At 55.8% G+C, this 26,265-nt stretch carries 22 protein-coding genes; 13 read left to right on the top strand and 9 right to left on the bottom strand.

Annotated elements, in window-relative coordinates; all coding sequences use genetic code 11:
- Window positions 1-803 precede the first annotated feature (803 nt).
- The 8 genes from rpmH (at window position 804) to CCASEI_RS14110 (ending at window position 6,156) form a co-directional block, all read left to right on the top strand.
- Window positions 804-947 (top strand): 50S ribosomal protein L34, encoded by a 144-nt coding sequence (gene rpmH, locus CCASEI_RS14145; protein ID WP_003847033.1) that lies wholly within the window; start codon window positions 804-806, stop codon window positions 945-947.
- Window positions 948-950: 3 nt separating this feature from the next.
- Window positions 951-1,334 carry a ribonuclease P protein component gene (gene rnpA / locus CCASEI_RS14140; protein WP_025388372.1) on the top strand — a complete coding sequence of 128 codons (384 nt, stop codon included), beginning with the start codon at window positions 951-953 and terminating at the stop codon, window positions 1,332-1,334.
- Entirely contained in the window at window positions 1,335-1,610 is a 276-nt protein-coding gene (gene yidD, locus CCASEI_RS14135; protein ID WP_006822286.1) for a membrane protein insertion efficiency factor YidD, read from the top strand.
- Window positions 1,611-1,646: 36 nt separating this feature from the next.
- Entirely contained in the window at window positions 1,647-2,630 is a 984-nt protein-coding gene (gene yidC, locus CCASEI_RS14130) for a membrane protein insertase YidC (RefSeq protein ID WP_025388371.1), read from the top strand.
- A 118-nt stretch (window positions 2,631-2,748) separates the two neighbouring features.
- The gene (gene rsmG, locus CCASEI_RS14125) at window positions 2,749-3,348 is read left to right on the top strand and encodes a 16S rRNA (guanine(527)-N(7))-methyltransferase RsmG (protein ID WP_006822284.1); all 600 of its coding nucleotides are present in this window, start codon (window positions 2,749-2,751) and stop codon (window positions 3,346-3,348) included.
- Window positions 3,349-3,358: 10 nt separating this feature from the next.
- Window positions 3,359-4,207: a ParA family protein gene (locus CCASEI_RS14120; RefSeq protein WP_025388370.1), complete on the top strand. Its 849-nt coding sequence runs from the start codon at window positions 3,359-3,361 to the stop codon at window positions 4,205-4,207.
- A gap of 15 nt (window positions 4,208-4,222) precedes the next feature.
- Window positions 4,223-5,383: a ParB/RepB/Spo0J family partition protein gene (locus CCASEI_RS14115; protein ID WP_006822282.1), complete on the top strand. Its 1,161-nt coding sequence runs from the start codon at window positions 4,223-4,225 to the stop codon at window positions 5,381-5,383.
- Window positions 5,384-5,478: 95 nt separating this feature from the next.
- On the top strand, window positions 5,479-6,156 hold the full coding sequence (locus CCASEI_RS14110; RefSeq protein ID WP_025388369.1) for a hypothetical protein: 678 nt from the start codon (window positions 5,479-5,481) through the stop codon (window positions 6,154-6,156).
- A gap of 112 nt (window positions 6,157-6,268) precedes the next feature.
- On the opposite strand, the gene CCASEI_RS14105 is transcribed toward CCASEI_RS14110, so the two are convergent.
- From CCASEI_RS14105 to pepN, 5 genes are all read right to left on the bottom strand, one after another.
- On the bottom strand, window positions 6,269-7,483 hold the full coding sequence (locus CCASEI_RS14105; protein ID WP_404825267.1) for an N-acetylmuramoyl-L-alanine amidase: 1,215 nt from the start codon (window positions 7,481-7,483) through the stop codon (window positions 6,269-6,271).
- A gap of 278 nt (window positions 7,484-7,761) precedes the next feature.
- Window positions 7,762-8,085, bottom strand: a complete 324-nt coding sequence (trxA, locus tag CCASEI_RS14100; RefSeq protein ID WP_006822279.1) for a thioredoxin — start codon at window positions 8,083-8,085, stop codon at window positions 7,762-7,764.
- A gap of 7 nt (window positions 8,086-8,092) precedes the next feature.
- On the bottom strand, window positions 8,093-9,019 hold the full coding sequence (gene trxB / locus CCASEI_RS14095) for a thioredoxin-disulfide reductase (protein ID WP_006822278.1): 927 nt from the start codon (window positions 9,017-9,019) through the stop codon (window positions 8,093-8,095).
- A gap of 260 nt (window positions 9,020-9,279) precedes the next feature.
- On the bottom strand, window positions 9,280-9,825 hold the full coding sequence (locus CCASEI_RS14090; RefSeq protein WP_006822276.1) for an RNA polymerase sigma factor: 546 nt from the start codon (window positions 9,823-9,825) through the stop codon (window positions 9,280-9,282).
- A gap of 226 nt (window positions 9,826-10,051) precedes the next feature.
- Entirely contained in the window at window positions 10,052-12,616 is a 2,565-nt protein-coding gene (gene pepN, locus CCASEI_RS14085; protein WP_025388368.1) for an aminopeptidase N, read from the bottom strand.
- 141 nt (window positions 12,617-12,757) lie between these two features.
- Between pepN and CCASEI_RS14080 the strand changes: the two genes are divergently transcribed.
- From CCASEI_RS14080 to CCASEI_RS14070, 3 genes are all read left to right on the top strand, one after another.
- Entirely contained in the window at window positions 12,758-13,192 is a 435-nt protein-coding gene (locus CCASEI_RS14080; RefSeq protein WP_025388367.1) for a VOC family protein, read from the top strand.
- 204 nt (window positions 13,193-13,396) lie between these two features.
- Window positions 13,397-14,842: an ABC transporter transmembrane domain-containing protein gene (locus CCASEI_RS14075; RefSeq protein ID WP_025388366.1), complete on the top strand. Its 1,446-nt coding sequence runs from the start codon at window positions 13,397-13,399 to the stop codon at window positions 14,840-14,842.
- Window positions 14,839-16,572 (top strand): ABC transporter ATP-binding protein, encoded by a 1,734-nt coding sequence (locus CCASEI_RS14070; RefSeq protein ID WP_025388365.1) that lies wholly within the window; start codon window positions 14,839-14,841, stop codon window positions 16,570-16,572. Before CCASEI_RS14075 ends, CCASEI_RS14070 begins: the two co-directional genes overlap by 4 nt.
- Before the next feature lie 100 nt (window positions 16,573-16,672).
- Here CCASEI_RS14070 and CCASEI_RS14065 read toward each other — a convergent pair whose 3' ends face one another.
- The 4 genes from CCASEI_RS14065 to CCASEI_RS14050 all read right to left on the bottom strand — a co-directional run bounded on the left by CCASEI_RS14065 (window position 16,673) and on the right by CCASEI_RS14050 (window position 24,087).
- A complete protein-coding gene (locus CCASEI_RS14065; protein ID WP_006822271.1) occupies window positions 16,673-17,209 on the bottom strand; it encodes a YceI family protein in 537 nt (178 codons plus the stop codon).
- A 440-nt stretch (window positions 17,210-17,649) separates the two neighbouring features.
- Window positions 17,650-20,910, bottom strand: a complete 3,261-nt coding sequence (murJ, locus tag CCASEI_RS14060) for a murein biosynthesis integral membrane protein MurJ (protein WP_441525848.1) — start codon at window positions 20,908-20,910, stop codon at window positions 17,650-17,652.
- A 277-nt stretch (window positions 20,911-21,187) separates the two neighbouring features.
- Window positions 21,188-23,506: a hypothetical protein gene (locus CCASEI_RS14055; protein WP_081748505.1), complete on the bottom strand. Its 2,319-nt coding sequence runs from the start codon at window positions 23,504-23,506 to the stop codon at window positions 21,188-21,190.
- Window positions 23,503-24,087 (bottom strand): NUDIX hydrolase, encoded by a 585-nt coding sequence (locus tag CCASEI_RS14050; RefSeq protein WP_025388362.1) that lies wholly within the window; start codon window positions 24,085-24,087, stop codon window positions 23,503-23,505. The genes CCASEI_RS14055 and CCASEI_RS14050 overlap by 4 nt, the downstream gene beginning before the upstream one ends.
- Before the next feature lie 28 nt (window positions 24,088-24,115).
- Between CCASEI_RS14050 and CCASEI_RS14045 the strand changes: the two genes are divergently transcribed.
- Window positions 24,116-25,552, top strand: coding sequence for a CCA tRNA nucleotidyltransferase (locus CCASEI_RS14045; protein WP_025388361.1), 1,437 nt, complete (start codon window positions 24,116-24,118; stop codon window positions 25,550-25,552).
- Window positions 25,552-26,148 (top strand): YqgE/AlgH family protein, encoded by a 597-nt coding sequence (locus CCASEI_RS14040; protein WP_025388360.1) that lies wholly within the window; start codon window positions 25,552-25,554, stop codon window positions 26,146-26,148. Before CCASEI_RS14045 ends, CCASEI_RS14040 begins: the two co-directional genes overlap by 1 nt.
- The last annotated feature ends 117 nt before the right edge of the window (window positions 26,149-26,265 follow it).

The following is a 26,265-nucleotide window of genomic DNA, read 5'->3' as shown; positions in this document are numbered from 1 at the left end:
ACCAAGGCCCTTCGCATTGAAATTTAAAAAGCGGACAGAAACAAAAGGGCAGGCTTTCGCCTGCACGGGCGCAACTATTGCCCAGATCACATTCAGCCTGAAAGTGCTGGTGCTGGCTCCAGTCGCGGGAGAACTTGTAATTTATGCATTAACAGCTAAATCTCATTTTCTCACTGAACTTTCCACAGTTGGAATTCGGTGCCTACCTTGTAGTCCACAGAGTTATCCACAGGTGTGAAAAGATTGGTTATCCACAGCCTAGTCTATGGGTGTGGATAACTCCCAATAACCTCGAATTTTGGGTTTACCTGCATATTTGCACGAAGTCTAAAGTTTAAATTGAGAGTTATCCACATTGGAACCGAGTCTGTGAATAAACGGATTACTCATGTTTACCCGGTTTTTGAACCTGCTGTCTAGTGAACTATGTTTCCGCTTTTACTTTTTGCGCGATAGGAAATTTGTGTCAAAAGATTCGCAATCTAAGCTTGCAGGATGACCCCATGAAAGTGCCGTTATCCAGCGGATAAAAACATCTTTGTAATTTCGGGTGCCCCTGAGTGTCGATTTGTTTAATGCCCGTCAAATCACGTAATCTGTCATGGTCTATCGCAGCAATATGGCTGCGCGTGAGTAAGTGTCTTGCCCGTTTAAGCAAAGTACTTCCCGAAAAGCGCTTTAAGCAGCGCGGTCGGAAGAATATTTGCTGGTGGTGAAACGTTAACTATTCACATTTATAAATTTTTAATACGGGCTCGGTGTGCTTTGTGTACCTGGCCCGGTGAAACTTAGAGGAGAATATTGTGGCAAAGGGAAAGCGCACATTCCAGCCAAACAACCGTCGTCGTGCTCGTAAGCACGGCTTCCGCACCCGCATGTCTACCCGTGCAGGTCGCGCTATCGTGGCGGCTCGCCGCAAGAAGGGTCGCGCTAAGCTGACTGCTTAATTCGTGCTTCCCACTCATTTAAAACTCACGTCCCCGACGCAATTTCGTCGGACAATCAAGCGTGGGCGTCGTGTGGGGTCTCGAACTGTTGTTGTGCATGCGTACGACACAACTACTGATACCGAACTGGTGGCCAATGGTCCGTTGACCAACGGCCCGCGGTTCGGTTTGGTTGTTTCTAAGGCCGTTGGGAATGCCGTGATTCGTCACCGCACCTCCCGGCGGCTTCGTCATGTATGTATGTCTTTAGTTGATGAACTGCCTGACTCGCTGGATATTGTCATTCGAGCTTTACCGCCCAGCGGCCAGGCCACCAGCGCAGACTTGGAAGAAGATCTTCGCTCCGCATTGCAGCGGGTGCGCAAGAAACTTGAAAAGAGTTCCTAGATGAGCAGCGATGGCTATTTCAACTCCGACGGAGAAGAGATCCCGAAAGCTCGTGGCGCAGCGAAACCTTTGGTAAAAGCGGTACGCTTCTATCAAAAGCACGTGTCCCCGCTAAAGCCGGTGTCAACTTGCCGCTTCGAACCAACATGCAGTTCCTATGCACTCGAAGCGGTTTCTGTTCATGGTGCGGTGCGTGGAGCTGGTCTAGCTGCGGCTAGGCTGGTCAAGTGCGGTCCGTGGCATCCTGGCGGGTTTGACCCAGTACCAAAGAAGTAACAAATTTAATCGATCAGTTGAGGAAACCAATCCCCAGTGCTTAATTTTATTTATTGGCCGATCTCATTCGTGCTGTATTGCTGGCATTGGCTCTTGAGTCAGGTGCTTGACCCATCTGCGGGTCTCACATGGATTCTGGCCATCATCTTGCTGACGTGGACGCTGAAGGCCATCATGGTCAAGCCAACTTTGATGTCTTTGCGTTCACAGCGCAAGATGCAGGAGTTGCAGCCGCGCTTGCAGGAAGTGCGTACCAAGTACGCCAATGACAAGACCAAGCAAGCAGAAGAAATGCAGAAGGTCTACAAGGACTCTAAGGTCCGACCGATGGCAGGTTGCTTGCCGATGTTGGCGCAGATCCCAATGTTCATTGGTCTGTTCCACGTTCTGCGTTCTTTTGACCGCACGGTTTCCGTAGCCGGTGGAATCGGCCACCCAGCTGGCGAGCCCATGTCGATTGAGCAAAACCGCAGCATCGGCAACTACTTCTTCGAGCCAGAGCAGGTTCAGTCCTACCTGGATGCGGAGTTCTTTGGTGTTCCACTGGTTGCGAACCTACGCCTGAACTCACCGGTTCTGCAGGATGTCACCACTGTTCAGGCAGCGATGATCATCGTTCCGCTGATTATTGTGATTGCTGTTCTCACCCACCTCAACGCGCGCATGTCTCTCAATCGCCAGGAAGCACGCCGCGCATCGGGTAAGACCCAGGCACCACAGGGTCAGAACGCTGAGATGATGCAGCAGCAGATGGCCATGATGTCCAAGATGATGCTATGGGTCATGCCGGGCATGCTGGTTATCTCCGGCTTCATCTGGCCAATCGGTCTGTTGTTCTACATGCTGTCCAACACTGTCTGGACCTACGTTCAGACCCGCATGGTTAACGCCAAGATGGACCGTGAGGAAGAAGCTGAAGAGCAGGCCAAGATTGAGCTCAAGCGCACCACTGCTCCTAAGCCAGGTGCTCACAAGCGCGACACCCGCACCAAGAAGCAGCGCAAGCAGGGCAACAACTAGGCTGAGAAATTTTTAGCCTTTATACTTTAAAGCGTCTGGGATACTTTGATTCCAGACGCTTTTTAGATCTATTACTGAGATATTCATTTAAATTGTGCCTAAACAAGGAGTTAGCTGCGTGGAGCCGTTGGAAGTATTCAAGGACCGCCTGCCCTTAGCCGAGAAATACCATGAGCTGCTGGCTACGGATGGCTCCACCCGCGGTTTCATCGGTCCCCGTGAGGTGCCACGGTTGTGGGACCGTCATCTCATCAACTGCGCCGTCATCGGTGATGTCATGGAGGAAGGTGCCACCATCGTGGACATCGGATCGGGCGCTGGGTTGCCGGGAATCCCGCTCGCTATCGCGCGGCCCGATCTCAAGATCACCTTGATTGAGCCACTGCTGAAGCGCTCTGTGTTCCTACAAGAAGTCGTCGATAAGCTTGCACTGGACAACGTCACCGTCATCCGTGGCCGCGCTGAAGAAGGACCTGTAAAGAAGGCTGCCGCGGGCGCTGACATTGTGACCTCCCGTGCTGTGGCACCACTGGGCAAACTAGCCAAGTGGTCTTTGCCGCTGGTGCGTCGTGGCGGTGAAATGATCGCCATGAAAGGCGAATCTGTGCACGAGGAACTCGAGCGCGACGCGGCTGATATTAAGCGTGCCGGCGGCGGAAAAGCCACGGTAGAAGTGGTGCGTGGGACTACCATCATCCGTGTCCTTAGGGTGAACTAGAGTGGTGGGCATGACTAAACCGCGCCTGATTACTATCGCGAATCAAAAAGGCGGTGTGGGAAAGACCACCACTGCTGTAAACCTTGCCGCTGCCCTGGCTGAGTCCGGCAGCAAAGTCCTGGTCATCGACCTGGATCCACAGGGCAATGCATCCACGGCAGTCAACGTTGAACACAGCTCCGGAACCCCGTCGAGCTATGAACTGCTCTTGGGCGATATTGATGCCAACCAGGCCATGCAGCCTTCTCCAACCTTGGAAAACCTGTTCTGTATCCCGGCGACCATCGACCTTGCGGCAGTAGAGATTGAAATGGTCTCTCTCGTACGCCGTGAGTTTAGACTCTATGACGCCCTGTACAAGGGCTTTTTGGATGAGCACGGCTTTGACTATGTCTTTATTGACTGCCCGCCGTCACTGGGCTTGCTCACGATCAACGCAATGACCTGTGCTGAAGAGGTCATTATCCCGATTCAGTGCGAGTACTACGCACTGGAGGGCGTGGGTCAGTTGCTGGGCAATATCACTATGATTCGCCAGCACCTCAATGAGGATCTGCACATCTCAGGCGTGCTGTTGACCATGTATGACGCTCGCACAAAGTTGGCATCTCAGGTTGCTGATGAGGTCCGTGAACAGTTCGGCGCGGTGGTCCTTGGCAACCTCATTCCACGGTCCATTCGTGTCTCCGAGGCCCCGGGCTTTGGCAAGACCGTGATTGAATATGACCCGACATCACCAGGTGGCCGCGCCTATGTCGCTGCGGCAAAAGAGCTCCACGAACGCGGTGACTACGTTCCACATGAAACCACCGGCGTTATTGGCGTGAGCCCAGATATTTATGCGGAATTAGAAGGTTAGGCTCGGAGAGATTTTATGGCTGATAAGAAACCACAGGTTAAACAAGGCGGGCTCGGCAAGGGGCTAGCTGCACTGATCCCCACCGGCCCTGACGCCCCAACGCGCAAGCCGCGCCTGGGTGATAGCGCAGCCGATGTCATTTTGGGCATCGCGCAGCCCCGTGATAGCCAGGGCAACCCAGCTTCTGATGATGCAACTGATGCCAAGTCCGGTCAGTCTGGTCAGTCTGACAAGGTCAAGGGTGGTCTGGGCAAGAGCACGTCGTCTCAGGGCGGTTCCGCGCAGTCTGGCGGAAAGCGTGTTTCGGGCGCCCCAACCATCGGCACGGGTACCTCGAAGAAGCGTCAGCCCAAGCCGGCATCGATCGGTGCAACTTACCGTGAGATCTCAATCGGTGAGATTCAGCCGAACCCGAAGCAGCCACGTACGGTCTTTGATGAAGAAGAACTCAACGAGCTTGTTCACTCCATCCGCGAGTTCGGTCTGCTGCAGCCAGTTGTAGTTCGTCCTTCCGGTGACGGTGGGTTTGAACTGATCATGGGTGAGCGCCGCTGGCGCGCTTCCTCCAAGGCAGGTCTGGCTACCATCCCGGCGATTGTTCGTGACACCGCGGATGATTCCTTGCTGCGTGACGCGCTGTTGGAAAACATCCACCGTGTGCAACTGAACCCTTTGGAAGAAGCACACGCATACCAGCAGCTGTTGGAAGAATTTGATGTCACGCAAAATGAGTTGGCTGATCGTATCGGTCGCTCCCGTCCGCAGATCACCAATACCCTGCGCTTGCTGCGCCTGCCTGTTGAGGTCCAGCGTCGTGTTGCTGCCGGCGTTCTAAGCTCCGGTCACGCCCGTGCGTTGTTGGGTTTGGATGACAAGGACGTGATGGATAAGCTCGCGCAGCGCATCATTGCTGAGGGCATGTCTGTGCGCGCTACTGAGGAAGCCGTGACGCTGATTAAGCGCAACGGCATGCCGGATGAGCCCAAGCCAAAACCTGCGCAGCCACAGCCAGAATTTTTCACCCATGCCGGTGAGCGTCTCTCTGATCGTTTTGATACGCGTGTGACCGTGACAATGGGCAAGCGTAAGGGCAAAATGGTAGTAGAGTTCGGAGACCAAGAAGACTTCGAGCGCATCATGGCGTTAATTGATGGCGCGGGAGCACAAGGCTCATAAACGCCCCCGTGGGGTCGGTGAGCCGGCAGCTAGATGGCAGGTACAATGAGGGCTCAAAGTGGCCCACGTGGCTGGAGAAAACTGAAACTAGAGCAATGCTTGTACCACTGACTCCGGATTCGGAGATGCATCCGCAGGCGGCAAACTCCATGTATTGGGAGTGCGCGCATGAGGTAGATGATCCGCGGTTTGAAAAGGAAGCCTGGATTTCTTCTACCTTGCTCAGCTTTGGCCCGTGTGGGTTTAGCATTGGCAGTGATGCCACCACTATCTTTTGCGCGGCTGCCGATGCCCCAGGGATATCGAAGATGCCCACCGGTCCGGTGGGTTCTGATGCCGCTATTATCACCTCACTTTTTGTGACCTCGCAGCGTGCTGGCCGCGGCCTGGAAGCGGTGTTGCTTGATACCGCGATCATGGACCTGATGGAACGTGACTTTGAGGCCGTGGAAGCATTCGGCTACCACGATGTCGGCGAGAACGGCGATGATGAGATTTACTACGACTCCAGTGATGACTCGGGCTTTGATGATTTGTTCAATTCGGCATCCAAAGGTTTCTTCGCTGACGTCAATTATGAGATCGCGCGGCACTTTTTAGGCACCCGGCCTGACAACATTGGCCTCATCCCGGTCTCTGTGCTGCAAGCTGCAGGCTTTGAAGTAATCAAAGACCATCCAGTTACCCCACGTCTGCGCCTGGAGCTACCACCAGCACACGACCTGCTTTCCGCAGCTGCCGTGGAAGACCTCGTTGCCAAAGCCCTGGCTTAGCCGAGATCGAACCGGAACTAAAACTACAAAACACCGCAGTCGAGAAAGTGATTCTCAAACTGCGGTGTTTCTTTGTGCTCGCCGTAGCGAGGCCCGCTTAAGTGCTTAAGTACTATTGCGCTTGCTCGGCGCGGAGCAACTCAGCAAAGTTGTAGGTGCCGGTTGGGGCGTTGTCATTGTCCAGAAGATAAAGGCGCTTTACAGCAACCACGATGGATTCAGCGATGTCATCACGCTTGGTTGGGTTCGTCAGAACCGAGACATCATGCGGGTTGGTCATATAACCCAGCACTACCTGTACAACAGGCATGCGCGTCATGCGCAAAAGCTCCCAGGTGCGTGCGTGATTGTTGTTGTTTCCAAGCTCAGTGCGGGCAACAATCTCACGCTGAATGTAGCCAGACAGGGTTTCCCCAATCATGGAGGTACTGCCCATCTCAGATCCGAAGTAGAAGGTAGCAACACCGTTGGCTTTGTCATTCTGGTATTCATCACAGGAAAGTGAGATCACCAGATCAGCATCGAAAGCATTCGCAATATCCGCGCGGTCCTTAATTGATGGATCATCCATGCGGGTGCGCGAGTAGATGATCTCCATGCCGGCAGCAATCATGCGGCCAGCAACGCGCTCAGCCAGGTCCCAGATGATTTCCTCTTCGGAAATCATTCCAAAACGGCCCTTAACCTGCTGGCCCTTATTAGCGCCGCCCAAAGCTGGGTCAATAACAACGCGCTTACCGGCCAACTTTGGTCCAGCATTACGCACGCGCTCGCGCTCTTGAATGTTGTGCGCAGACCCACCAGTGATGCGACGGCCGAGCAAGCTCAGCGCGCGAATGGTGGCAGGACCACAAACTCCGTCTTGCTGAAGTCCGTAGTTGAGCTGATACTCCTGCAACGCGTCATGGGTAGATGACCCAAAATGGCCATCGATACGCTGCATGTAAAACCCGAGCTCCTGCAGTTGCTTCTGCAACTGCGACACATCATCGCCGACCAGCTCATTGTTTGGCTGGTAGCTAAGCACGCGGGTGCCCAGCTTGTATGATGCCTGACGCAACTCACGCAAGGTGAGGTCATCAATATTGCCGGAAGGAATGATTCCGCGGGACTGCTGAAATGCTTTTACGATGGCGGAAAGCTCGGAGTCGAAGTGCTTATCTTCTTCGGAGAACTTCTGCCGCTTCCAATCGGACACGTCGCCGCTGTAGTTGGGCAACATTCCGAGTCGTGCAAGGGTGGCACGTGCCTCAGCAACGCGGGCACTTTGATCTCCTACCTGAAGGATTCGATCCACTTCGTCCCCCTTTCTGGAACTCATAATCATTTCAGTAAAAAATTTGTATCGTTGACAACTTATCTTCATTCCACTCTAGTGTGACAATCTGAGAATACGCCATTTCAGACGTACATCTGTGTAAACAACTGGGAACGTCGGTAACAAAGTGATCACGACGTTGTACACACTAGATGTGAGCCACAATTTATGCTACGACCTGCATAAATGCGCAAAGCCGAAGTCTTTCCCGTGAAGGCTTAAGACTTCGGCATAATGCGATGGTTCAAGGCTGTAAAAGCGCTTGCTGGTAGTGCGAGAGACAGGGCTTAAAGCTGAGCCTGAATCTTGGAAGTAATAGCTGGCTTTGGCTGCAGGCCAACGAATTCATCAACCTTCTCACCGTTTTTGAACATCAAGACGGAAGGGATGGACATGACCTGGAACATGGCGCCCAGTTCACGCTCTTCATCAACGTTGATCTTTGCAATGGTGACGTCCTCGCCGATTTCTTCAGCGATTTCATCCAGCAATGGTGACAGCTTCTTGCATGGGCCACACCACTCGGCCCAGAAGTCAACAACTACGAGTTTTTCGGAGTCAATGACCTCGCTGCGGAAGGTGTCCTTGGTTACGTCAATTACGTTGCTCATACTATTCCTAACGCTGTGCGGCCAAGAAATGTTCCGCGTCAATCGCCGCGCGGCAACCTGAACCAGCAGCGGTAATGGCCTGACGGTAGTGGTCATCTACGAGGTCACCGCAGGCAAAGACGCCGTCAATGTTGGTGCGAGTCGATGGCTGATCAACCACAACGTAGCCTTCTTCGTTGGTAGCCACCTGGCCGCCGAGGAACTCCGAGCGAGGATCGTGGCCAATAGCAACGAACATTGCGGTGACATCCAGCGTGGAGGTCTCACCAGTTACGGTGTCCTTGAGCTCCAAGCCGCCGACTTTGCCGTCAACGTCAACAACCTTTTCCACGGTCTTGTTCAGTGCCCACTTGATCTGTGGGTTCGCGCGGGCGCGTTCAAGCATGATCTTGGAGGCGCGGAATTCTTCGCGGCGGTGAATGATGGTGACGGTCTCAGCGAACTTGGTGAGGAAGGTTGCTTCTTCCATCGCGGAGTCGCCGCCGCCCACAACGGCAATGTTGTGGCCCTTGAAGAAGAAGCCATCACAGGTTGCGCAGGTGGAAACGCCGCGGCCAGTCAAGGTGTCTTCGCCTTCAACGCCGAGGTGGCGTGGTGCCGCGCCGGTAGCGAGGATGACAGAACGCGCTTCAAATACTTCATCGCCGACATGAATCTTCTTGATGTCACCATCGAGTTCCACCGAGTCCGCGATCTCCATGCGCAGGTCAGCGCCGAAACGGATGGCCTGTGCGCGCATTTCTTCCATGAGTTCAGGGCCCATGATGCCCTTTTGGAAACCTGGGTAGTTCTCAACCTCGGTGGTGTTCATTAGCTCGCCACCGTATTCAAAGCCTTCAAAAACGATTGGCTTGAGCTCTGCGCGTGCTGCATAGAGTGCAGCGGTGTAGCCAGCTGGGCCGGAACCAACAATGGCGACATCATGGATGGTCATGTACTAACTCCTCTGTTTGTTATCTTCGGCGATTGTAGTCGCCATTATGGTCAACAGCATTACTCGTGAACTAATTTCATTTGCGTTCATCATCTCCGCGCGCCAAGAAGATCTGTCAGGCCATATGCACCGTCATCAGGTCGGGGCTGTGTGCCGCGCATAAAGGTACAGAATCGCATAAGGCTTGCTCGGTGCTCGCTCAATGCTTGCTTGACGATGATCCCTTGTCTTGTGCGAGTCTACCGCCGTAAGCACGTCCATTAACCAATCGCCGAGCGCAGCGCCGTTTTCGCGCGCGAACGCCGCGATTTCACGGTTCCTTCCGCTACTCCTTGCAGTCCGGCAACATCCTTGAGGGAATACCCACCGATCTCAGTGAGCATCCATACCTCGCGCTGCTCGGGCTGTAAGTTCTGGACTGCTTCTTGGATGTCCAGCCGGGTATCAATGCCCATGAGTGGTTCATGCGATAACCACTGGTTGCGGTCTTCTTCCACTTCGCCATCGAAAGAATGGTGCTGCGCATTGGAACGGTGATGAATATAGTCATATCCAGAATTTCGCACGAGCCGGTTCAGCCAGGTGGAAAGCTTCGCCTCAGCGCGGAAGTTGTGCAGGTTATTGCTGGCCTTTAAGAAGGTTTCTTGGACGATGTCCTGGGCATCAGTTTCAGTCTTGGTATAGGACTTGGCAACGTATAACAGCTGCTCACGGTGACGTTCCACGATCGCGGAGAACGCCTTGGTGTCACCGGCGATAAAAGCATCAACCAGTTCTTCGTCCGTGGGCCCACTGCCAGTAGCCATCCCCGATTCCCCCGAGATCTTGTGATGAAAGATGTTTACGCCACAACATGGTGTGTTTCTTCACCTATTATCTCGGGGTACTCAGCAAACGGCCAGCGTTTACTGCCCACCAAAGTGGGCTAAACACCGCAACCTTTCGTGCCCTTACTCAGTCACGAATGAAGTGTCTTCTGGAGCGACTTTTTACTAAGTCAGCTAGTTGAGTAGCTAGCTACTGCACGGATACCTACTGTGCGTTTTGCACCATGAGGTTGCGGCGCACGTTGTCCTGGCATTCCAACAACACGCGCCGCAGAGCACCTGGAACCTCGCCTTGGCTTAAGAACTTGTCCGTGGCACCCAGAGCCATCTCTTGGTTGGGGAACAGGCCACGAACAATGTGGTTCGCAATCTCGATGGGGTGCTCGGCCCAGATGGTGTATAGGACCTTGAAGAATTCCTCGGCAAAACCATCGGTGAGCTCCGAAGATCCTGGTGCACCAAAAGCTGCCAGCAGCTGCATCACCTCGGCGTTGGAATAAGCCTGCGGAATGCGCACCTGGTCAAAGATGTAGCGCTTATTCTCCGCCGTTGGGTAGCTATACTTCGCGCCTAGATATTCTGCCGCACCGGTCAAAGTGTTATCTCTGTGGCGCTGCTCTTCCAGTACTTCTTCGGACACGGCATCGCGCGCGGCCAGTGCCTGGGTAGTGGACCAGCGGATATCAGGGCTAAGTTCTAGACCTTCAATGTGGCCGTCCAGAATGTCCTTCAGGCGCTGGGTGCCGGAGTCTTCTGGGGTAGCGGCGAGCGTGGCGATGGCTGAGCGTGCGATGGTCAACTGTGCATCAGAGCCCGCCTCCGCCTCGGTGAGAAGCTCCCAGAACTTAGCCGCTACCTCAGCGCGCTTGTCATCGCGGTGTTCCTCGGCCAGGAAGTTCTTGACGGCGAAGCGTGCATTGGCAAAGTTGGTGCCCATCAAGTTCGTATTGTCTTCCGCCGGTGCGTGCTGCAAAACGGTATCAATGAACTCTGTGGCAGCCCACTTGCCATCACGGGTCATGTTCCACAGTGCAGTCCAAATAACCGCGCGGGAGAGCTCTTCTTCTGCCCCACCGCGCAGCTCACTTAATCGTCCGCGGAGAGATTCCAGCGAGGTGTCATCGAAGCGCACCTTGGCGTAGGTGTGGTCACCATCGTTGATAAGAATCAGGCTAGGTGCCGGCTTGCCCTGCGCTTCTGCGATCGTGGTAGTGCTGCTACCTGCGGCAATGTCCACGTCGAAGGTGTCGGTGCGGGCAAGTGAGGCATCGAAAAGCGAAATGCTCACGCGGTGCGGACGAGTCGCGCCCTCGGCTGTAGCCGCGATACCCAAAGACTCAATCGCGTCATCGGTGACCGTGATTTCCGGCGTCAGCGTATCCGGGCCCGAGGTCTTCAACCAGGCATCAGACCAGGTGTCAAGATCGCGGTCGGTGTGATTGCGCAGGCTATCGAGCAAATCATCAAAGGTCGCCGCGGCAAAGGCGTGCGCCTTGAAGTAGTCACGCGCACCGGAATAAAACTCATCACGGCCCACATAGTGCACCAACTGCTTGAGTACTGCCGCGCCCTTGGCATAAGTAATGCCATCAAAGTTTTGGCGCGCGGCATCAACATCTGGGATCTCTGCCTTGATCGGGTGCGTGGTGGGCAGCTGATCCTGGGCATAAGCCCAATTCTTGCGGCTACCAGCAAAGTTAGTCCATGCCTCCACGTACTGCGTGGAATGCCCAGAAGAATCCGCACCCATATATTCGGCGAAGGATTCCTTCAACCACAGGTCATCCCACCACTGCGGGGTGACCAAGTCACCGAACCACATATGGGACATCTCATGCAGGATGGTATTCGTGCGCGCCGCATGCTGTGAACGCGTCGGCGCGGAACGGAAGAGATAGGACTCCGTAAATGTCACAAGGCCAGGGTTTTCCATCGCACCCAGGTTGTACTCCGGCACGAAGATGGAATCATACTTGCCCCACGGGTACGGGAAATCAAAGTTCTCATGGAAGAAATCCATGCCCTGAGCTGTCAGTTCCAAGATTTCATCATCCAAAAAATCTGCCATGGATGCACGCGCGAGAGATCGCAGCTCGACGGTGAGTGACTCATCCGGCGCAGTCCACGTCTGCTTCTTTGACGCATAAGGGCCTGCTGCGAAGGACGTTAGATATGTGGACAGCAAAGGTGTTTCTGCAAACTCAACAGTCGCGACTTCCGCTACTTCCCCACTGTCGCTCGAAGTCGCGCTGGAAATCTTTCGCGAGATTTCAGGCTGGTTGGAGAGAATCTCCCACTCAGCAGGTGCGGAAAGTTTCACGTGAAACCTCGCCTTGAGGTCTGGTTGTTCAAAGCACGGGAAGATGCGGCGGGCATCAGAAGGCTCAAGGTGGGAGTAGAGATAACTCTTGCCATCGGCAGTATCGTGCATGCGGTGTAGGCCCTGGCCACTGCGGGAGTAGCTGGACAGGCCAGCGATCTCTACCGTGAGGTCTTCATTAATGGGTAGATCGTGCAGGTAGATACGACCATCGCGGAAATCAACATCAGCTGGCTCGTTGTTGATGGTCAGCGCAGTGACGTCTGCACCGAGGTAGTCGATGAAAAGTTCAGGCTCCGTTGTGCGGAACTCAATGCGGGAAGTAACCGGGTAGGCCTTTTCCTCATGGTTAGCTGCTTGAGATATGTCCAGGTGCAGGTGATATGCGCTGAGGGTGAGAGCCTCTGCACGAAACTGGGCTTCGATATGGGTGAGATTAGCTTGAGACATGCCTGCCATTGTAGAACCAGCATGAAAATAAATATGACCCCGGGCACAATTTAGGGGTGTTCGGGTCACATTCATGGCTGTACGCTTAATGGGGAACGGCTCAAACAGAGCCGCGACACGTCCATCCATCGGAGGATGCCCATGTCCGTAAAGTCCTATACCTACATCAGCTTCCCCGGTACCGCGAAGGAAGCTTTCGAGTACTACCACTCCATTTTTGGCGGCGATTTGCAAGTTCTGACCTATGGTCAGTTCCCAGAACAAGATGCCGCACAGTTCCCGTTTGAGATCAACCCTGATGCCGTCGCGAACGCCACCCTTGATTCCGATGTTGTGTCCATCGCCGGTGGTGACGCTATGGAAGCGGACGCGCCTGGGCTAGACGGCACGCCGTATTCACTGCTGCTTATCTGCGACGATGAGGCTGAGGCGCGCGGCTACTGGGACAAGTTCACCTCCACCGGCGGCGAAGTTGTGCTGCCATTGGAAGTCGCACCATGGGGCGAGCTCTACGGCCACGTCCGCGACCGTTTCGGCGTTAGCTGGGCCGTCAATGGTTCGGTGAATCCTTCCTAAGCTTCCGCACGGCAGTCACAACGCAAAGCAACATTGCCGAACAAGCAAGCAGGAGCATTGTTTGCCGATGCCCTCTCCAACGCACCACCACAGATCCCGACGAAGGATTATCTGGGTTGTGCGTTTTTGTGCGAGGGGGTCTCGTACTAAAGATGGATAAGGGGTAGATTCAGAAGTTCAGAGTTTAACCGGGGAAAGGTTGCTATGAAGGCAGCGGAGCCAGGTGGCTCATTTATATTGCGGCGCACCGTAAAAAGACAGTGGAAACGCGCTGTACTCGGCGCTTTGTTCTTAGGGCTATGGCAGCTCAGTGAAGCACTAGTTCCCATTGCTATTGGTTTGATCATTGACCATGCGGTGCTGCCTCGGGATTTGCGGCTGTTGGTTATCTCCCTCGTCAGCTTTGGTGCGCTGTTCTTTGTGCTGAGCGGTTCCTACCGCATTGGCTCGCGTGTGCTTAACCGCGCGGTTAATCATGAATCCCACGCGCTGCGCGTGGAAGTGGCATCACATGCGCTGACCAAGATGTCCACCAAGGATCTGGTTCCGGGTGAGGTCATGTCGCGTTCCACAGCGGATGCAGATTCCATCACTCGGATCTTCGGACAGCTTGGCACTGGTGTTTCGGCCCTCGCGGGTTTTGCCGGTGCCGCGATCTTCTTGCTGTTCAGTGACTGGCTGGTGGGTCTGATCGTGCTCATCATCGCACCGATCATCTCCGGCATTGTGGCGGTATCTAGCCGCGGCATTTCCCAACGCAGTTCTACCCAACAAGCAACCCTGGCTACTGCTGGTGCGCAGGTTGGTGACACCATGCTGGGTCTGCGGGTTATCAAGGCAATCGGCGGTGAGCGCTGGGCAAGCTCGGCTTATCGCCAGGCATCACAAGAATCCGCCAAGGCAGCTATTAATACTGCTGCCGCCACCGGCAAGGTCGCCGGAATTGGTGAACTAGCCGTGGCAATCAACCTCGCCGCGGTGTTGCTGATGGCCGCGTGGCGCGTTTCCTCCGGGCAGCTGGAACCAGGGCAGCTGATCGCGATTATTGGTATTGGTGTCTATCTGTCTGAGCCGATTCGCCTGTTGAGTAACTCCATCAATGCCGCTGCTGTCGCCCATGGTGCCGCGAACCGCGTTGCTGAGTTCCTAAGCGTTGAAGAAGACAAAGAGACTAATCCTGAGAATCTTGATGTTTCTGGGTCCACCTTCATCGTGGCCAATCCTGACTGTCTCACTCTGCCGGAGCAGCATGAGGGCGCGCTTATCGTGCCGCATGCCGCGGACGTGTTTGAAGGAACCATCCGTTCCAATATCGCCATGAACCATGATCCGGCAGCAGTAGTTGATGATTCCGTCCTGGCCGCCTCTGGTGCCACCGATATTGTGGCCGCACTACCCGACGGCTTGGACGCCCAAGTGCGGGATTCCGGCAGCAACCTTTCCGGTGGACAACGCCAACGCATTGCACTAGCACGTGCCCTGCACGCTGATCCTGATGTTCTGGTTCTCGTTGATCCGACCAGCGCGGTGGATTCGGTGACTGAAGTCAACATCGCGCAGGGAATCCGCAAGTACCGCGCGGGTAAAACCACCATGGTGCTCAGCACCTCCCCAGCTTTCCGCCACATCGCAGATCGGGTGATTGAATGAGTATCGTATTGCCCTCCGCACGCCCCAAGCGCGCGTTTTCAGTAGCTCTCGCGGAGCTCAAACCCCATCGCTTAAAGCTTGTCGGCGTGCTTATCCTGGGCCTGCTCACTGCGGTCGCAGGTCTGATTGGCCCGTGGGCTGTTGGCATTGTGGTGGACAAGCTGCTGGTCAGTCCGGACTTTGGGCAGGTTGTCATCTATGCAGTACTTATTGTCACCGGTGGCGTGGTTGCGAGTGCCGGCACCTGGTGGGGTGCGGTGCTCCTGGCACGCGTGCTGGAACCTGCGATCGCTTCCTTGCGTGAATCCGTGCTGGATGCAGCGTTGAGCTTGGACGCGCACACCGTGGAACGCGCTGGGCGTGGTGACTTAGTCTCCCGCGTCGCAGATGACTCCCGTGAGGTATCGACCGCGGCAAGCACCGTGATGCCATTGGTGGTGCAGGCAGGTTTTACCGTCATCGTCTCCGCTATCGGTATGACCGCGGTGGATTGGCGCCTGGGGCTGGTTGGCCTGATTGCCATTCCTTTGTATTGGACTACCCTGCGGGTTTACTTGCCGCGCTCTGGGCCGATGTACACCAAAGAACGCGAAGCTTTTGGCGTTCGCACGCAGCGGTTGATCGGTGCCGTTGAAGGTGCGCAGACTCTTCGCGTTTACCGCGCGGAACAGCTGGAGCTCAAGCGCGTTGATGACGCTTCTGCCCAAGCCCGCGATATTTCAATCTCGGTATTCAAGTTCTTGACTTGGGCGTTCTCGCGCAATAACCGCGCGGAGTGCATCACGCTCATTGCCATCATGGCCACGGGTTTTTACCTGGTCAATGAAGACCTGGTCACCGTCGGTGCGGTATCCACCGCCGCGCTTATCTTCCACCGCCTGTTTGGTCCCATCGGTGTCTTGGTGGGCATGTTCGCTGATATTCAATCAGCAGGTGCATCTCTTATCCGCATGGTTGGTGTCATTGACACCGCAGGCGAGCAGGTCCGTGGTGAATCCCCTGCCCCGCAGAACCCGACGTTGGTGCTGGACAGTGTCCACCACACCTTCGATCAGAACCCCGTCATTCATGATGTCTCACTGGCTATCAAACCCGGTGAGCACATCGCCTTGGTTGGCGCGACTGGCGCCGGAAAAAGCACGCTTGCGTTGATCGCAGCAGGGCTCTTACGCCCGACTGCTGGGCGGGTGCATCTTTCTGAAACCGCGATTGATGATGTTGATCCGCAGCAACTACGCGGTTCTATCGCCATGGTCAGCCAGGAGATGCACTGCTTCCGCGGCACTGTCTTAGACAATGTGCGCATGGCCAAGCCGGAGGCTGGTGATGATGAGATTTTCGCAGCATTGGACACGGTCGGTGATTCCTGGATTGAGCGCCTCCCCCAAGGAATCAATACGATGATCGGTGATGGTGAGTTCCGTCTGCCAGCTGTGGAAAGCCAGATGTTGTCGCTCGCGCGTGTGGAACTCGCGGACCCTGACTTGGTGGTGTTGGATGAGGCCACGGCTGAAGCCGGCTCTGATCACGCGCAACGTCTCGAACGCGCCGCGAATGCAGTGGTCGAAGACCGCGCTTCCCTGATTGTCGCGCATCGTCTCGATCAAGCAGCCCGCGCCGACCGCATCATCGTTATGGAGGCTGGAGCTATCAAAGAATCTGGAACCCACGAAGAACTCCGCGCACTCGGCGGCACCTACGAAAAGCTCTGGCAGGCCTGGTCTGCATAGTCTCGGGGAAACAAAGCGAGGGCCTGAAACCGAAATGATTCGGAATCAGGCCCTCAATTTTATGAAGTTATTGCGGTGAGAGATTCACCGCGAGGAGAACTTAAGCGTTCTTGATTGCAGAACCCTCGATCTCGATCGTGACCTTCTCGGAAACCAGAACGCCGCCGGTGTTCAGTGGAGCGTTGAAGTTCAGGCCGAACTCGGTGCGGTCGATCTTGGTGGAAGCCTCGAAGCCAACGCGGGTGTTTCCGAATGGGTCCTCAGCGATGCCCTCGGTCTCAACGTCCAGGGTGACAGACTTGGTGGTCTCGCGGATGGTCAGGTCGCCGGTCAGGGTGCCGTTGCCGTTCTCGTCGATGTTGAAGTCGGTTGCCTTGAAGACCATGTCTGGGAATGCTTCAGAGTTGAAGAAGTCATCAGCGCGAACGTGGCCGTCACGGTCAGCGTTGCCGGTGTCAACGGAAGCGGTCTTAACTACAACCTCGACGTTGGATTCTGCTGGAGTCTCAGCAATCTCAATCTTTGCGTCCCACTCGTTGAACTTGCCGCGAACCTTGGTAACCATTGCGTGGCGAGCTACGAAACCGATGACGGTGTGGGTTGGGTCCAGGGTGTAAGAACCAGTGAAGTTAGACATTGGGTACTCCTAAGTAGTTGTTTGAGATGTTCTCAAGTTTAGCTTCGGCATCAACCTTTGTTGACGCAACAACAATGATTATGGCACCAGTTGCCTGTTACGTCAACCTTTAACTAAAAATACTTTGAAATTGCAGGTAGAACGGCTATCAATATTATATTTTGACCGAAAACTGCAATGGCACCAGTCGGAATCTGTCGTTTACTTAGTGAATTTCGCTCGCGTTGATGCGCTGCACGGCAGCATGGCGGCTCAAGCGATCTTCACACGGCTTGCCCGGGTGCGGGAAGCCGTGCCACCTAGCCTAGTGGCGCAGACCTCAAGTTTCAGTGCGGGACAGATTCTCACAGCAAACATAAAGGCCGGCTCCAAGCTCGAGTTTTTCTCGTGTGCTTGGAGCCGGCCTTTGTCGCTTTTGGTTTCTTCAGCGACCTTTGGATCTATTCTTCTTCGCTGACGGCCTCTTCAGGGTTGTCGGTGGAGGCGGTGCCGGTGATGACACCGGTGAGTTGGACTTCGGTCAGGTCGACTTTATCGCTTTTTGGAAGTTCTTTGACCCAGATGATGACGGAGTCAAAAGAGGTTGGGTCTTCGTCCAGATCGATGGCGGTGCGGCCACGGGACAAGGTGCCTTTACCCAATTGGGTGAGCTCCTCAGCGTTGAACTGGGCGGGCACGAAGTCGGCGGCGTTAGCGCCGTAGATAACAACTTCAGCGCCGTTGGAGCCCTGGTGAGAGATAAGAACATCGCGCAGCTGCGCGGAGTTCTCAGAAGTGACAACAATGCCCACGCTGGTCTCATCGGCGGTCCATTCGGTGTCACGGTCTTCGTCGACAGCCTCCGGCACAATCTTGCCGGAAGGAACCTCAATCGCAGCCTTCATTGGCAACATCACCGGTGGTGCAGTCGCAAGCGTCGGAGCCTCAGCGGTGGTACTTTCCTGAGAACCTGTTGTCACTGGATTGGCCGTCGAATCCTGACCAATCAAAGAAGTTACCCAAGTGGTCAACGCGGCCATGAGAACCACGAAGAAGATGACAGAGATACCAATGATGATGGCAGAAGAACTGGAATAGTTCCGGGCGCCGAAGCCCGCGGTTTCCTCAGGGATGTCCTCACGTGCCAGGGGTTCTTCAGTGACTGGCAGTGCCTCAATTGGCTCCTGCTCCTCTTCCTCATCGGTCTCCAGTGGTGCGTAAGCACGAAGGCCAGCGGCGATATCTTCGAGGGACTTGTCAGAATCCTTAGCCGCAAGTTCTTCAAGGACTTGTGGGGTTGGCAAGGTGGCATCGACAAGCAAGCGAAGTGCTGAAGACAGTGACTTACGGTCGGTCTCTTCCGTGGCCTCATTGAGCACCGCCGGGAAAGCCAGTACAGCGACACCATCGGTGGAAATGCGGATGCGTGAACGGTTATCAATACCCACGGCCAAGCCCTGGGTGTGCGCGGTGGTGGAATCTTCCATCAGCGGAGCTAGTGCGCGCGCCACAGCATGTGGATCCAAGCTGCCAGATTCGGCCACGGTTGCAAGGTCTGAGCCCTCCACCCAGTCAGCTACAACTAAGCAACCGGAACGGTAGCCCAGGATTTCCACGCGCGTTGGCATGGTGTCCAAGTTGAGCTCAGCGAGCTTGCGGGTATTGCGGGAGACCAGCGCCGAACGACGCGCGGCCTCAGCTGGTGGTGCTGGCGCTAGTGGTGCCTGGGAAGTAGTGTCCACGAACGTCAATGCCACTGTACGGCCTGTGTCTTGCTCACGGGCCTGCCAGAAGCGCGCGCCCGGCACGGAACCGCAGTCACTCAGTAGACGGAAACGACCATCAGAAACTGGTGCGCCTGGAACCAAGCGTGGGCCACGGACGATACCCGCGGACATCGGTGGTGGCACCGGTGAAGAGTTAAACGCGTCCAGGCCGTAGATTGGCTGGATTTCTGCAACCTCTGGCGCTTCGACGTTGATGCCGTCTTCGGTGCGCACGCGGATGACGCGGCTGACACCAGGAATGCGCTGCAGCGCACGGCCCAGGTTGACCACCTCAGGCAGGTTAGAACGGCCAAGAACTATGCCGGTGACGGCTACGAACACGACGCCAATGACAGCGATCATCACTAGATAAGCCACGGTTGGCGCTGGATCTGGCAGCAGCATGTTCATGACCCACATCAACAATGTAGCCGGGATTAAACCAACCACAGACGCGCCCACGGCCCAGTAGGTGGTGGCCATGACTTCTTTGCCACCCAGGTTGCCCAGCTTGCGGCGCAGCAAGAAAGCACCAATAACGGCACCAGCGATAAAGCCGAAACCATTGGAAGCAGCGAGCAGAATAACCACACGTTCCGGCGAGCCTGCTACGAGCGGCGACAGCATGGTCAGCACAACCTTGGTGAAGATGGTGCCGGCAATGATGTAGGTAGGAATCCAGGCCTCTTCACGCGCGTAGAACACGCGCAAGTGCAGCAGTACCAAGGCATAGGGGATCAGGGTGAACGCGGAGAAGGACAGCGTAAGGCCGAGCAGTTCAGCATTCTCAGCGGAGAACTCGTTGTACTGGAACAGACCGCGCGCGATAGGAACACCGAAAGCGGTCATGAAAATGACGATTGGAATCAGCGCAATAAACGTCAGCTTGGTGCCCAACGTCAGGTCACGCACCACAGCTTTGACGTCACCGTCTGCGGCATTGCGCGACAGGCGCGGCATAATCGCCGTGAGCAAGGTGACGCCGATGATGCCATAAGGCACCTGCAGTAACAGCCATGCCTGCTGGTACGTAAACGGTGCGGCTTCATCAGCCAAAGCACCAATACGTGAGGTGACAACGTAGCCGAACTGCGAGATTGCCACGTAAGCGACAATGGCTACGGCCATGCTGCCGAACTGCTTCAAACGTGCATCCACGCCCCACAGCGGCTTGAGGTTGATGCCGGCCTTTTTGATAAACGGCAGCAAGATTGCACACTGCACAATTACACCGAGGGTGGTGCCCACGCCGAGCAACAGCACATGCGGGTCTACAACTGGTGAAGGTTCCGCCGGATGAAGCTGGCCGGGAACAAACTGGTAGGCAAGCAAAACCGCGATGGAAATGAAGTTGTTGATCACCGGCGCCCAGGCGGCGGGGCCAAAGATGTGCTTGGTATTGAGCACCGCTTGGAACAGCGCGAACAGGCCGTAGAAGAAGATTTGTGGCAGCAGCAGATAGGCAAAACTGGTGGCCTGAGTGGTGTTGACTTGGCCGGTTTCGGGCAGCATCATTTCTGTCAGCTGCGGCGCGAAGATAATAGATAGTAACGTAATACCGCCCAGTAGGGTCACTGCCAGGGTGAACAGTCTTCGTACGAAGGCTTCGCCGTGGTCAGCGTCTTCCTTTTCAGCGCGCACCAGCACCGGTACCACCAGTGAGGTCAGCACGGCGCCCAGCACGATTTCCGTAATCAGGTTCGGCAACTGGTTGGCGGTAGTAAACGCTGACGCTATGGCCGCACCCAAAGAGGAGCCGATCAGCACGTTGCGGATAAAGCCCGTGATGCGCGAGAGCAACGTCGCTACAGCCATGGAGCCCGTTGCGCGCACAACGTCGCGGTCGCTGGCGTTCTCCGCCTGGGCTGACTTTAACGTGGACTTGTCTTCCACCGCCGGTGGCACCGGCACAGGCTTCTTCAGCGCCGGCACGGGTGCCGGCGGAGAAGGTTTCACAATGCGCTGGCGTAAGCCAACAGAGCCAGCACCAGATTCGGCGCCGTTGGAAGCCTCGCTTTCCGATGCTTCCTGCTCCGCCTGAGAAGCATCCTCAAGGCCGGGTTCAGGTACAACCTCGGGCCGGGGGATAGGCCGGCTGTCGAGCTGGCCGTTGAGGGCTGGCAAATCAGCAGCCGCTGCCGCAGTGGCGGCTGCCTGCTCCTCATTGAGAGAAGGGCTGACAGGATTCGACGGAGAAACAGGTTGATCCTGCTTCTCCGTCGAGCTCAGAGATTTAGGTTTGTCGTCCACGTTTCTTCTTCCGACTAGTCTTCACTACCAAAGCGAAGACAAAGACCAATGCAGCAGCGATGGCTGCGCCATAGATGTTCACGATACCGCCTCGCGTCTGCACAGCAATGTTGACAGGCTCAGATATCGTTGCGCCGTCTTCGGTGGCAAGCCACATAGAAATATTTGTTCGCTCCTGCCTCTCCGGCATGGAAGCAGTCAGTGACACCGTAATCGAACCCTCCGCTGGAATGACAATGTCATCAGATGTGTTGAGCCGAACTGCATCGATGCTGTCATATTCCAGCTTGGCGCGCACCGGCAATGGTAGCGAGTTTTCCGCCACTACCAGCAACGGTGATGCATCTGAGGTGCGCGTGTACACATTGCCCGGTGGGATCAAGGTCACTGCATCACGTAAAGTGCGTAGCACCACGTTATCTTCTTGCAGGCGATGATTAGCGGTCTCTGTTGCCTCATCGTGGCTATGCAACGACACCCGGTCGGTCATCGACAACGCCGCCAAAAGATCCCGGCGCAGCGGAAGTGTGAAGCCATAACGCGTCATGGCGATGTCTTCACTGTTTTCCATCATCAACGTTAGCTCATCCGTGTAGCGGGCCTGCTGCGCGATGCGCTGGACCTCTGGGTCTGTAAACGCCGTCGGATCAGACAACATTTGCTCGCCCCTATTATCCAGCGGCAAGCCTGGCTCCTGATCGGTGGTTTCCAATTCGACGTCTGTAATCGGGCGCAGCTGCGGAAGCTTATCCACCGCATCCAGCACTGCCTCAGCTGTCGACGGCTCCAGATAGTTCGGCAGCTTAATCACGGTCGGGCTGGCTTCAGCGCGGTTGCTGCCCGTGCTTCCGGTGTCGCTGTCAGCATCATCTTGTTTGCTGTCACCCGCGCCGTTGGACAGGAAGACTGCAGCGGCGGCGGTGAGATCGCGGGCATGTATGGAATCGGTGTTGAAGTCATATCGCAACCACGGGTCGGTATAGGCCGTGGTCTGTGGCTTTCTACCGGTTTGGGCTAGCAGCGCCGCTTGGTTGGCATCGAAAGTCGCGGCATTGCCTTCCCAACCGGTGTTATCCGCCAAAAGTAAAGGCATCTCCGACTCGGATGTCTGATCGGAGTAACCCGAAGCCGGCACCACAATGTCAGAGGCGACCTCTTTGCCCGTAATGCTGCGGATGGTTTCCGCACCACGCTCAATGGCCTCTACCTCGAGCCAATTATTGCTCACGCGCGAGACCGCATTCGGATCACTGTTTGCCCATGGCATAGCGATGATGCAATCCAGATCAGAAACCCGCTCTACCCACCGCTCTGCGTCCTCAGCACCTGTGCCAGGCACGCCCGAGTCATAATCATTGCCGCGGAACCAGGAATCACGCAGACGCTTACGTTCCTTCACAATCGGCGGATGCTCCGCCGCCACGTTGTAGCCCGCGCTCATGCGCTCCACAGTGTCCAACAACGCCGGATCCAGCGCCACGCACGCGCCCTCGCCCAGATTATGGCCTTCGTACACGTCTAAGAGGCGGTCCAACCGGCCACCATCGGCAAGCTGCTCTGCCAACGACTCATCGCTGAGCACCAGCGGGTTATCGCCAACCTCACCCGGGGCAATATTTGTTTGCGCGGTGATCGGATAAACCAACGTCGAGGCCGTAGCCGCCCCACTGTCTTCCGGCATCTGGCCATTGGCCTCGGTTACGGTGAGCAAAAAGCGATCATCGGCAAGAGCAACCGGTTCCCCATTCACCGTGCCCGTCAATGACAACATGATGGGATAAAATCCCGGCTTATCAATCGCCAACGTCGCCGAATCATCCAAACTCGTGGCGATATCAATATCCCCAGTGGTCTCCTCCCCCGGTGCCAAAGAATCCGGGAACAAGGTTGCGCCATAAAACGGGAAGTCGCCGTGCGCGAGCTGCTGCTGCGCTTGCTCTGCATCCGTGACCTCTACGCCGCGGCGTGCAGTGACCTGCACATTCTCGATCGCGTCTTCCGTGCTGTTGGTAATTTTTAGGCCAACATTGAAGCGATCATTCACGCTCACACTGCCTGGATTACCAGTTAGCTCAAAGCCCACCCGATCGGTACGACGGCTGGAATTGGCCTCCCAACCAGGATGCTGTGCTTCCTCGGCCTCTTGAGCAGATGCTTCTTGCGCCGCTGCCTCCTGGGCTTGTGCTGCCGGAGTCAACACTGCTTGCGCACCAAAAGCTAGCGGCACCGTGAGCGCTGCGGCGGCAGTAATACTTGCCGTGCGCATCATCCGGGGCCGCCACGCGGACTGCTTGAATGTCACCGCGGGGTTGCCTTTCCTGCCGCGGCTTCCTTTCGTGCGAGATCGGGAAGCTGATCATGAGCAATACGTGCTAGCTTGCGTTCATCTGCATAGGCCAAATGTTCAATCAGCGTGGCCACTGGAATCCAAGACACTTCCGTAACCTCTGGATCTTCATCATTCAAAATGCCGTCAACAAAGCGCAGCAAGAAATGATGGACAGTCTTGTGAATACGTACGCCATCAGAAACAAACCAGTAATCAATAACGCCCAGTTCGGAGAACACCTCACCGTGAATGCCGGTCTCTTCCCACACCTCACGCTGCGCGGTCAGATCCTTGGGCTCACCGTTTTCAACGTGGCCCTTCGGCATGGACCACAGCAGGCGGCCACGGCGATCAAGCCTGCCGATGAGGGCCACATAGATGCGGGTCAGATCCACTTCCCCGTCTTCGCCCACTGCTTCAGCTAATCCGGACACAACCAAGCCACCCGCTGAGGTTTCATCGCGGGTTACCATCTTATTTGTCGAGCGCGTCTGGCGTTGCGGCCGTTGCGCTGGGCGGCGTTTGCGCCGCTTCCGGTTAGCGTGGTTAGTCATCCCTGCTTATCGTAGTAGACTCCAAGGCGTGGATTTACAGGACACTCAGCTAATGGGGCTTCTCGCCCGTGCAGACTCGACCGTTGCAGGCTTAAGTGATCTTTTATCCGGATTAATATCTGAATTTTCGCACCGTGGACACTCCCTTTACTTAGTAGGCGGCTCCGTTCGTGATGCCCTCTTGGGACGTTTGGGCAATGACCTGGATTTCACCACTGATGCTCGGCCCGAGGTAGTTCATGAGATCTTGGACGGCTGGGCTGAAACTACGTGGGATACCGGCATTGAATTCGGCACGGTCTCTGCGGTGTATAAGGGCCAGCAGATTGAAATCACTACCTTCCGCGCTGATCTTTATGACGGGGATAGCCGTAACCCGGAGGTCACGTTTGGCAATACGCTTGACGATGATTTGATTCGCCGCGACTTCAAAGTCAACGCGATGGCCATCGAGCTGCGTGCTGATGGCACCCGTGAATTTTTCGATCCGATGGAAGGCTTAAAAGATTTACGGGCCGGGATCATGGACACCCCGGACGCCCCAGAGCTTTCTTTCCGCGATGACCCACTGCGCATGCTGCGCGCCGCACGCTTTGTCTCCCAGCTGCAATTTAGTGTGAGCGACCGCGTGCGCAAAGCCATGACAGATATGGCAGAAGAGATCCGCCGCATCACTGTTGAGCGCATCCAGGTAGAGATGGACAAGATGATCCTCGGTGCGGCGCCGTGGGATGGCATCGACCTGCTGGTGGAGACCGGCCTGGCGCAGATCATCTTCCCCGAAATCCCTGCGATGGCCATGGAGCCGGATGAGCACGCGCAGCATAAGGATGTCTATGCGCACTCGCTCACGGTTCTTCGCCAAGCGATGGAACAAGAAGAAGACGGCCCCGATCTGGTATTGCGGTGGGCCGCGCTGCTGCATGACATCGGCAAGCCTGATACCCGGGATGTTACTGACGGCAAGGTTAGCTTCCACCAGCATGAGATCGTCGGTGCCAAATTAGCTCGCCGGCGCCTGCGTCAGCTGAAGTACCCAAAAGCTACTATTTCGGAGATCTCCGAGCTAGTGCGCTTGCACATGCGTTTCCATGGCTTTGGTGAAGGTCAGTGGACGGATTCTGCGGTACGTCGCTACGTCAACGATGCCGGTGAATTGCTCCCGCGGCTCCACAAGCTAGTGCGCGCGGACTGCACCACGCGCAACGAACGTAAGGCGCGGCGCCTGCAACGCACCTATGATCATTTAGTAGAACGCATTGCCGAGATTCAAGAAAAAGAAGGCATCGCTGCAGTCCGTCCAGATTTGGACGGCAATGAGATCATGGAAATCCTCGATCTCAAGCCTGGCCCCGAAGTTGGTCAAGCCTGGGCGTTTATGAAAGATTTGCGACTCGAGGTCGGCCCGCTGTCGCGGGACGAAGCTATTGCGGAGTTGCTGAAATGGTGGGAGTCTAAGAAATGATGTACGCCGATAGATTATTCAACGCCTTAGAGCGCAACGAGCCGGGCCCTGGCCAACTGCTGGTCTCTGCGCCCGGCACGATGTCCCCGCACTTTAACCGCACCGTTTTGCTCGTCGTTGAGCACACCGATTCTATGAGTTTCGGCGTGGACCTGACTTCCCGCAGCGAGGTCGCGGTATTTAACGTGCTTCCGGACTGGCTGCCGGTCATCGCTAAGCCGCAAGCTCTTTATATCGGTGGTCCACTCAACCAGCAATCCGTAGTCGGATTGGCCATGACCAAGACGGGCGTGAATATAGATGCTCAACCGCATCTCAACCGCCTTGCGCCTCGCCTTGCGCACGTGGATATGCGCACTGATCCGGAAGAGCTCGCCAACTACGTCGACGGTGTGCGCCTTTTTGCAGGCTACGCGGAATGGGGTCCGGGACAGCTTAACGATGAGATTGATCGCGGCGACTGGTTTGTCACCCCTGCCCTGCCACAAGACGTAATTACGCCGGGTTCGGCGGACCTGTGGGGCGATGTCATGCGCCGCCAAGACATGCCGCTTCCGCTCTATGCCACCTTCCCGGAAGATCTCGAGGTCAACTAGCCCTCAACGCCCGCCCTTTTCTGCTGGAAAACGGCACGTCAGCGCACGGAATCCCGAGGTGAATTCTGCGGTGAATTCCGGTGCGCTGAATTAGTTTTGCGCTGATAAGGTATCTGC

The organism is Corynebacterium casei LMG S-19264 (assembly GCF_000550785.1).
GTDB classification, from domain to species: Bacteria; Actinomycetota; Actinomycetes; order Mycobacteriales; family Mycobacteriaceae; genus Corynebacterium; species Corynebacterium casei.
The sequence above is the reverse complement of the archived record's forward strand: the minus strand, read 5'-3'. Positions and strand labels throughout refer to the sequence as shown.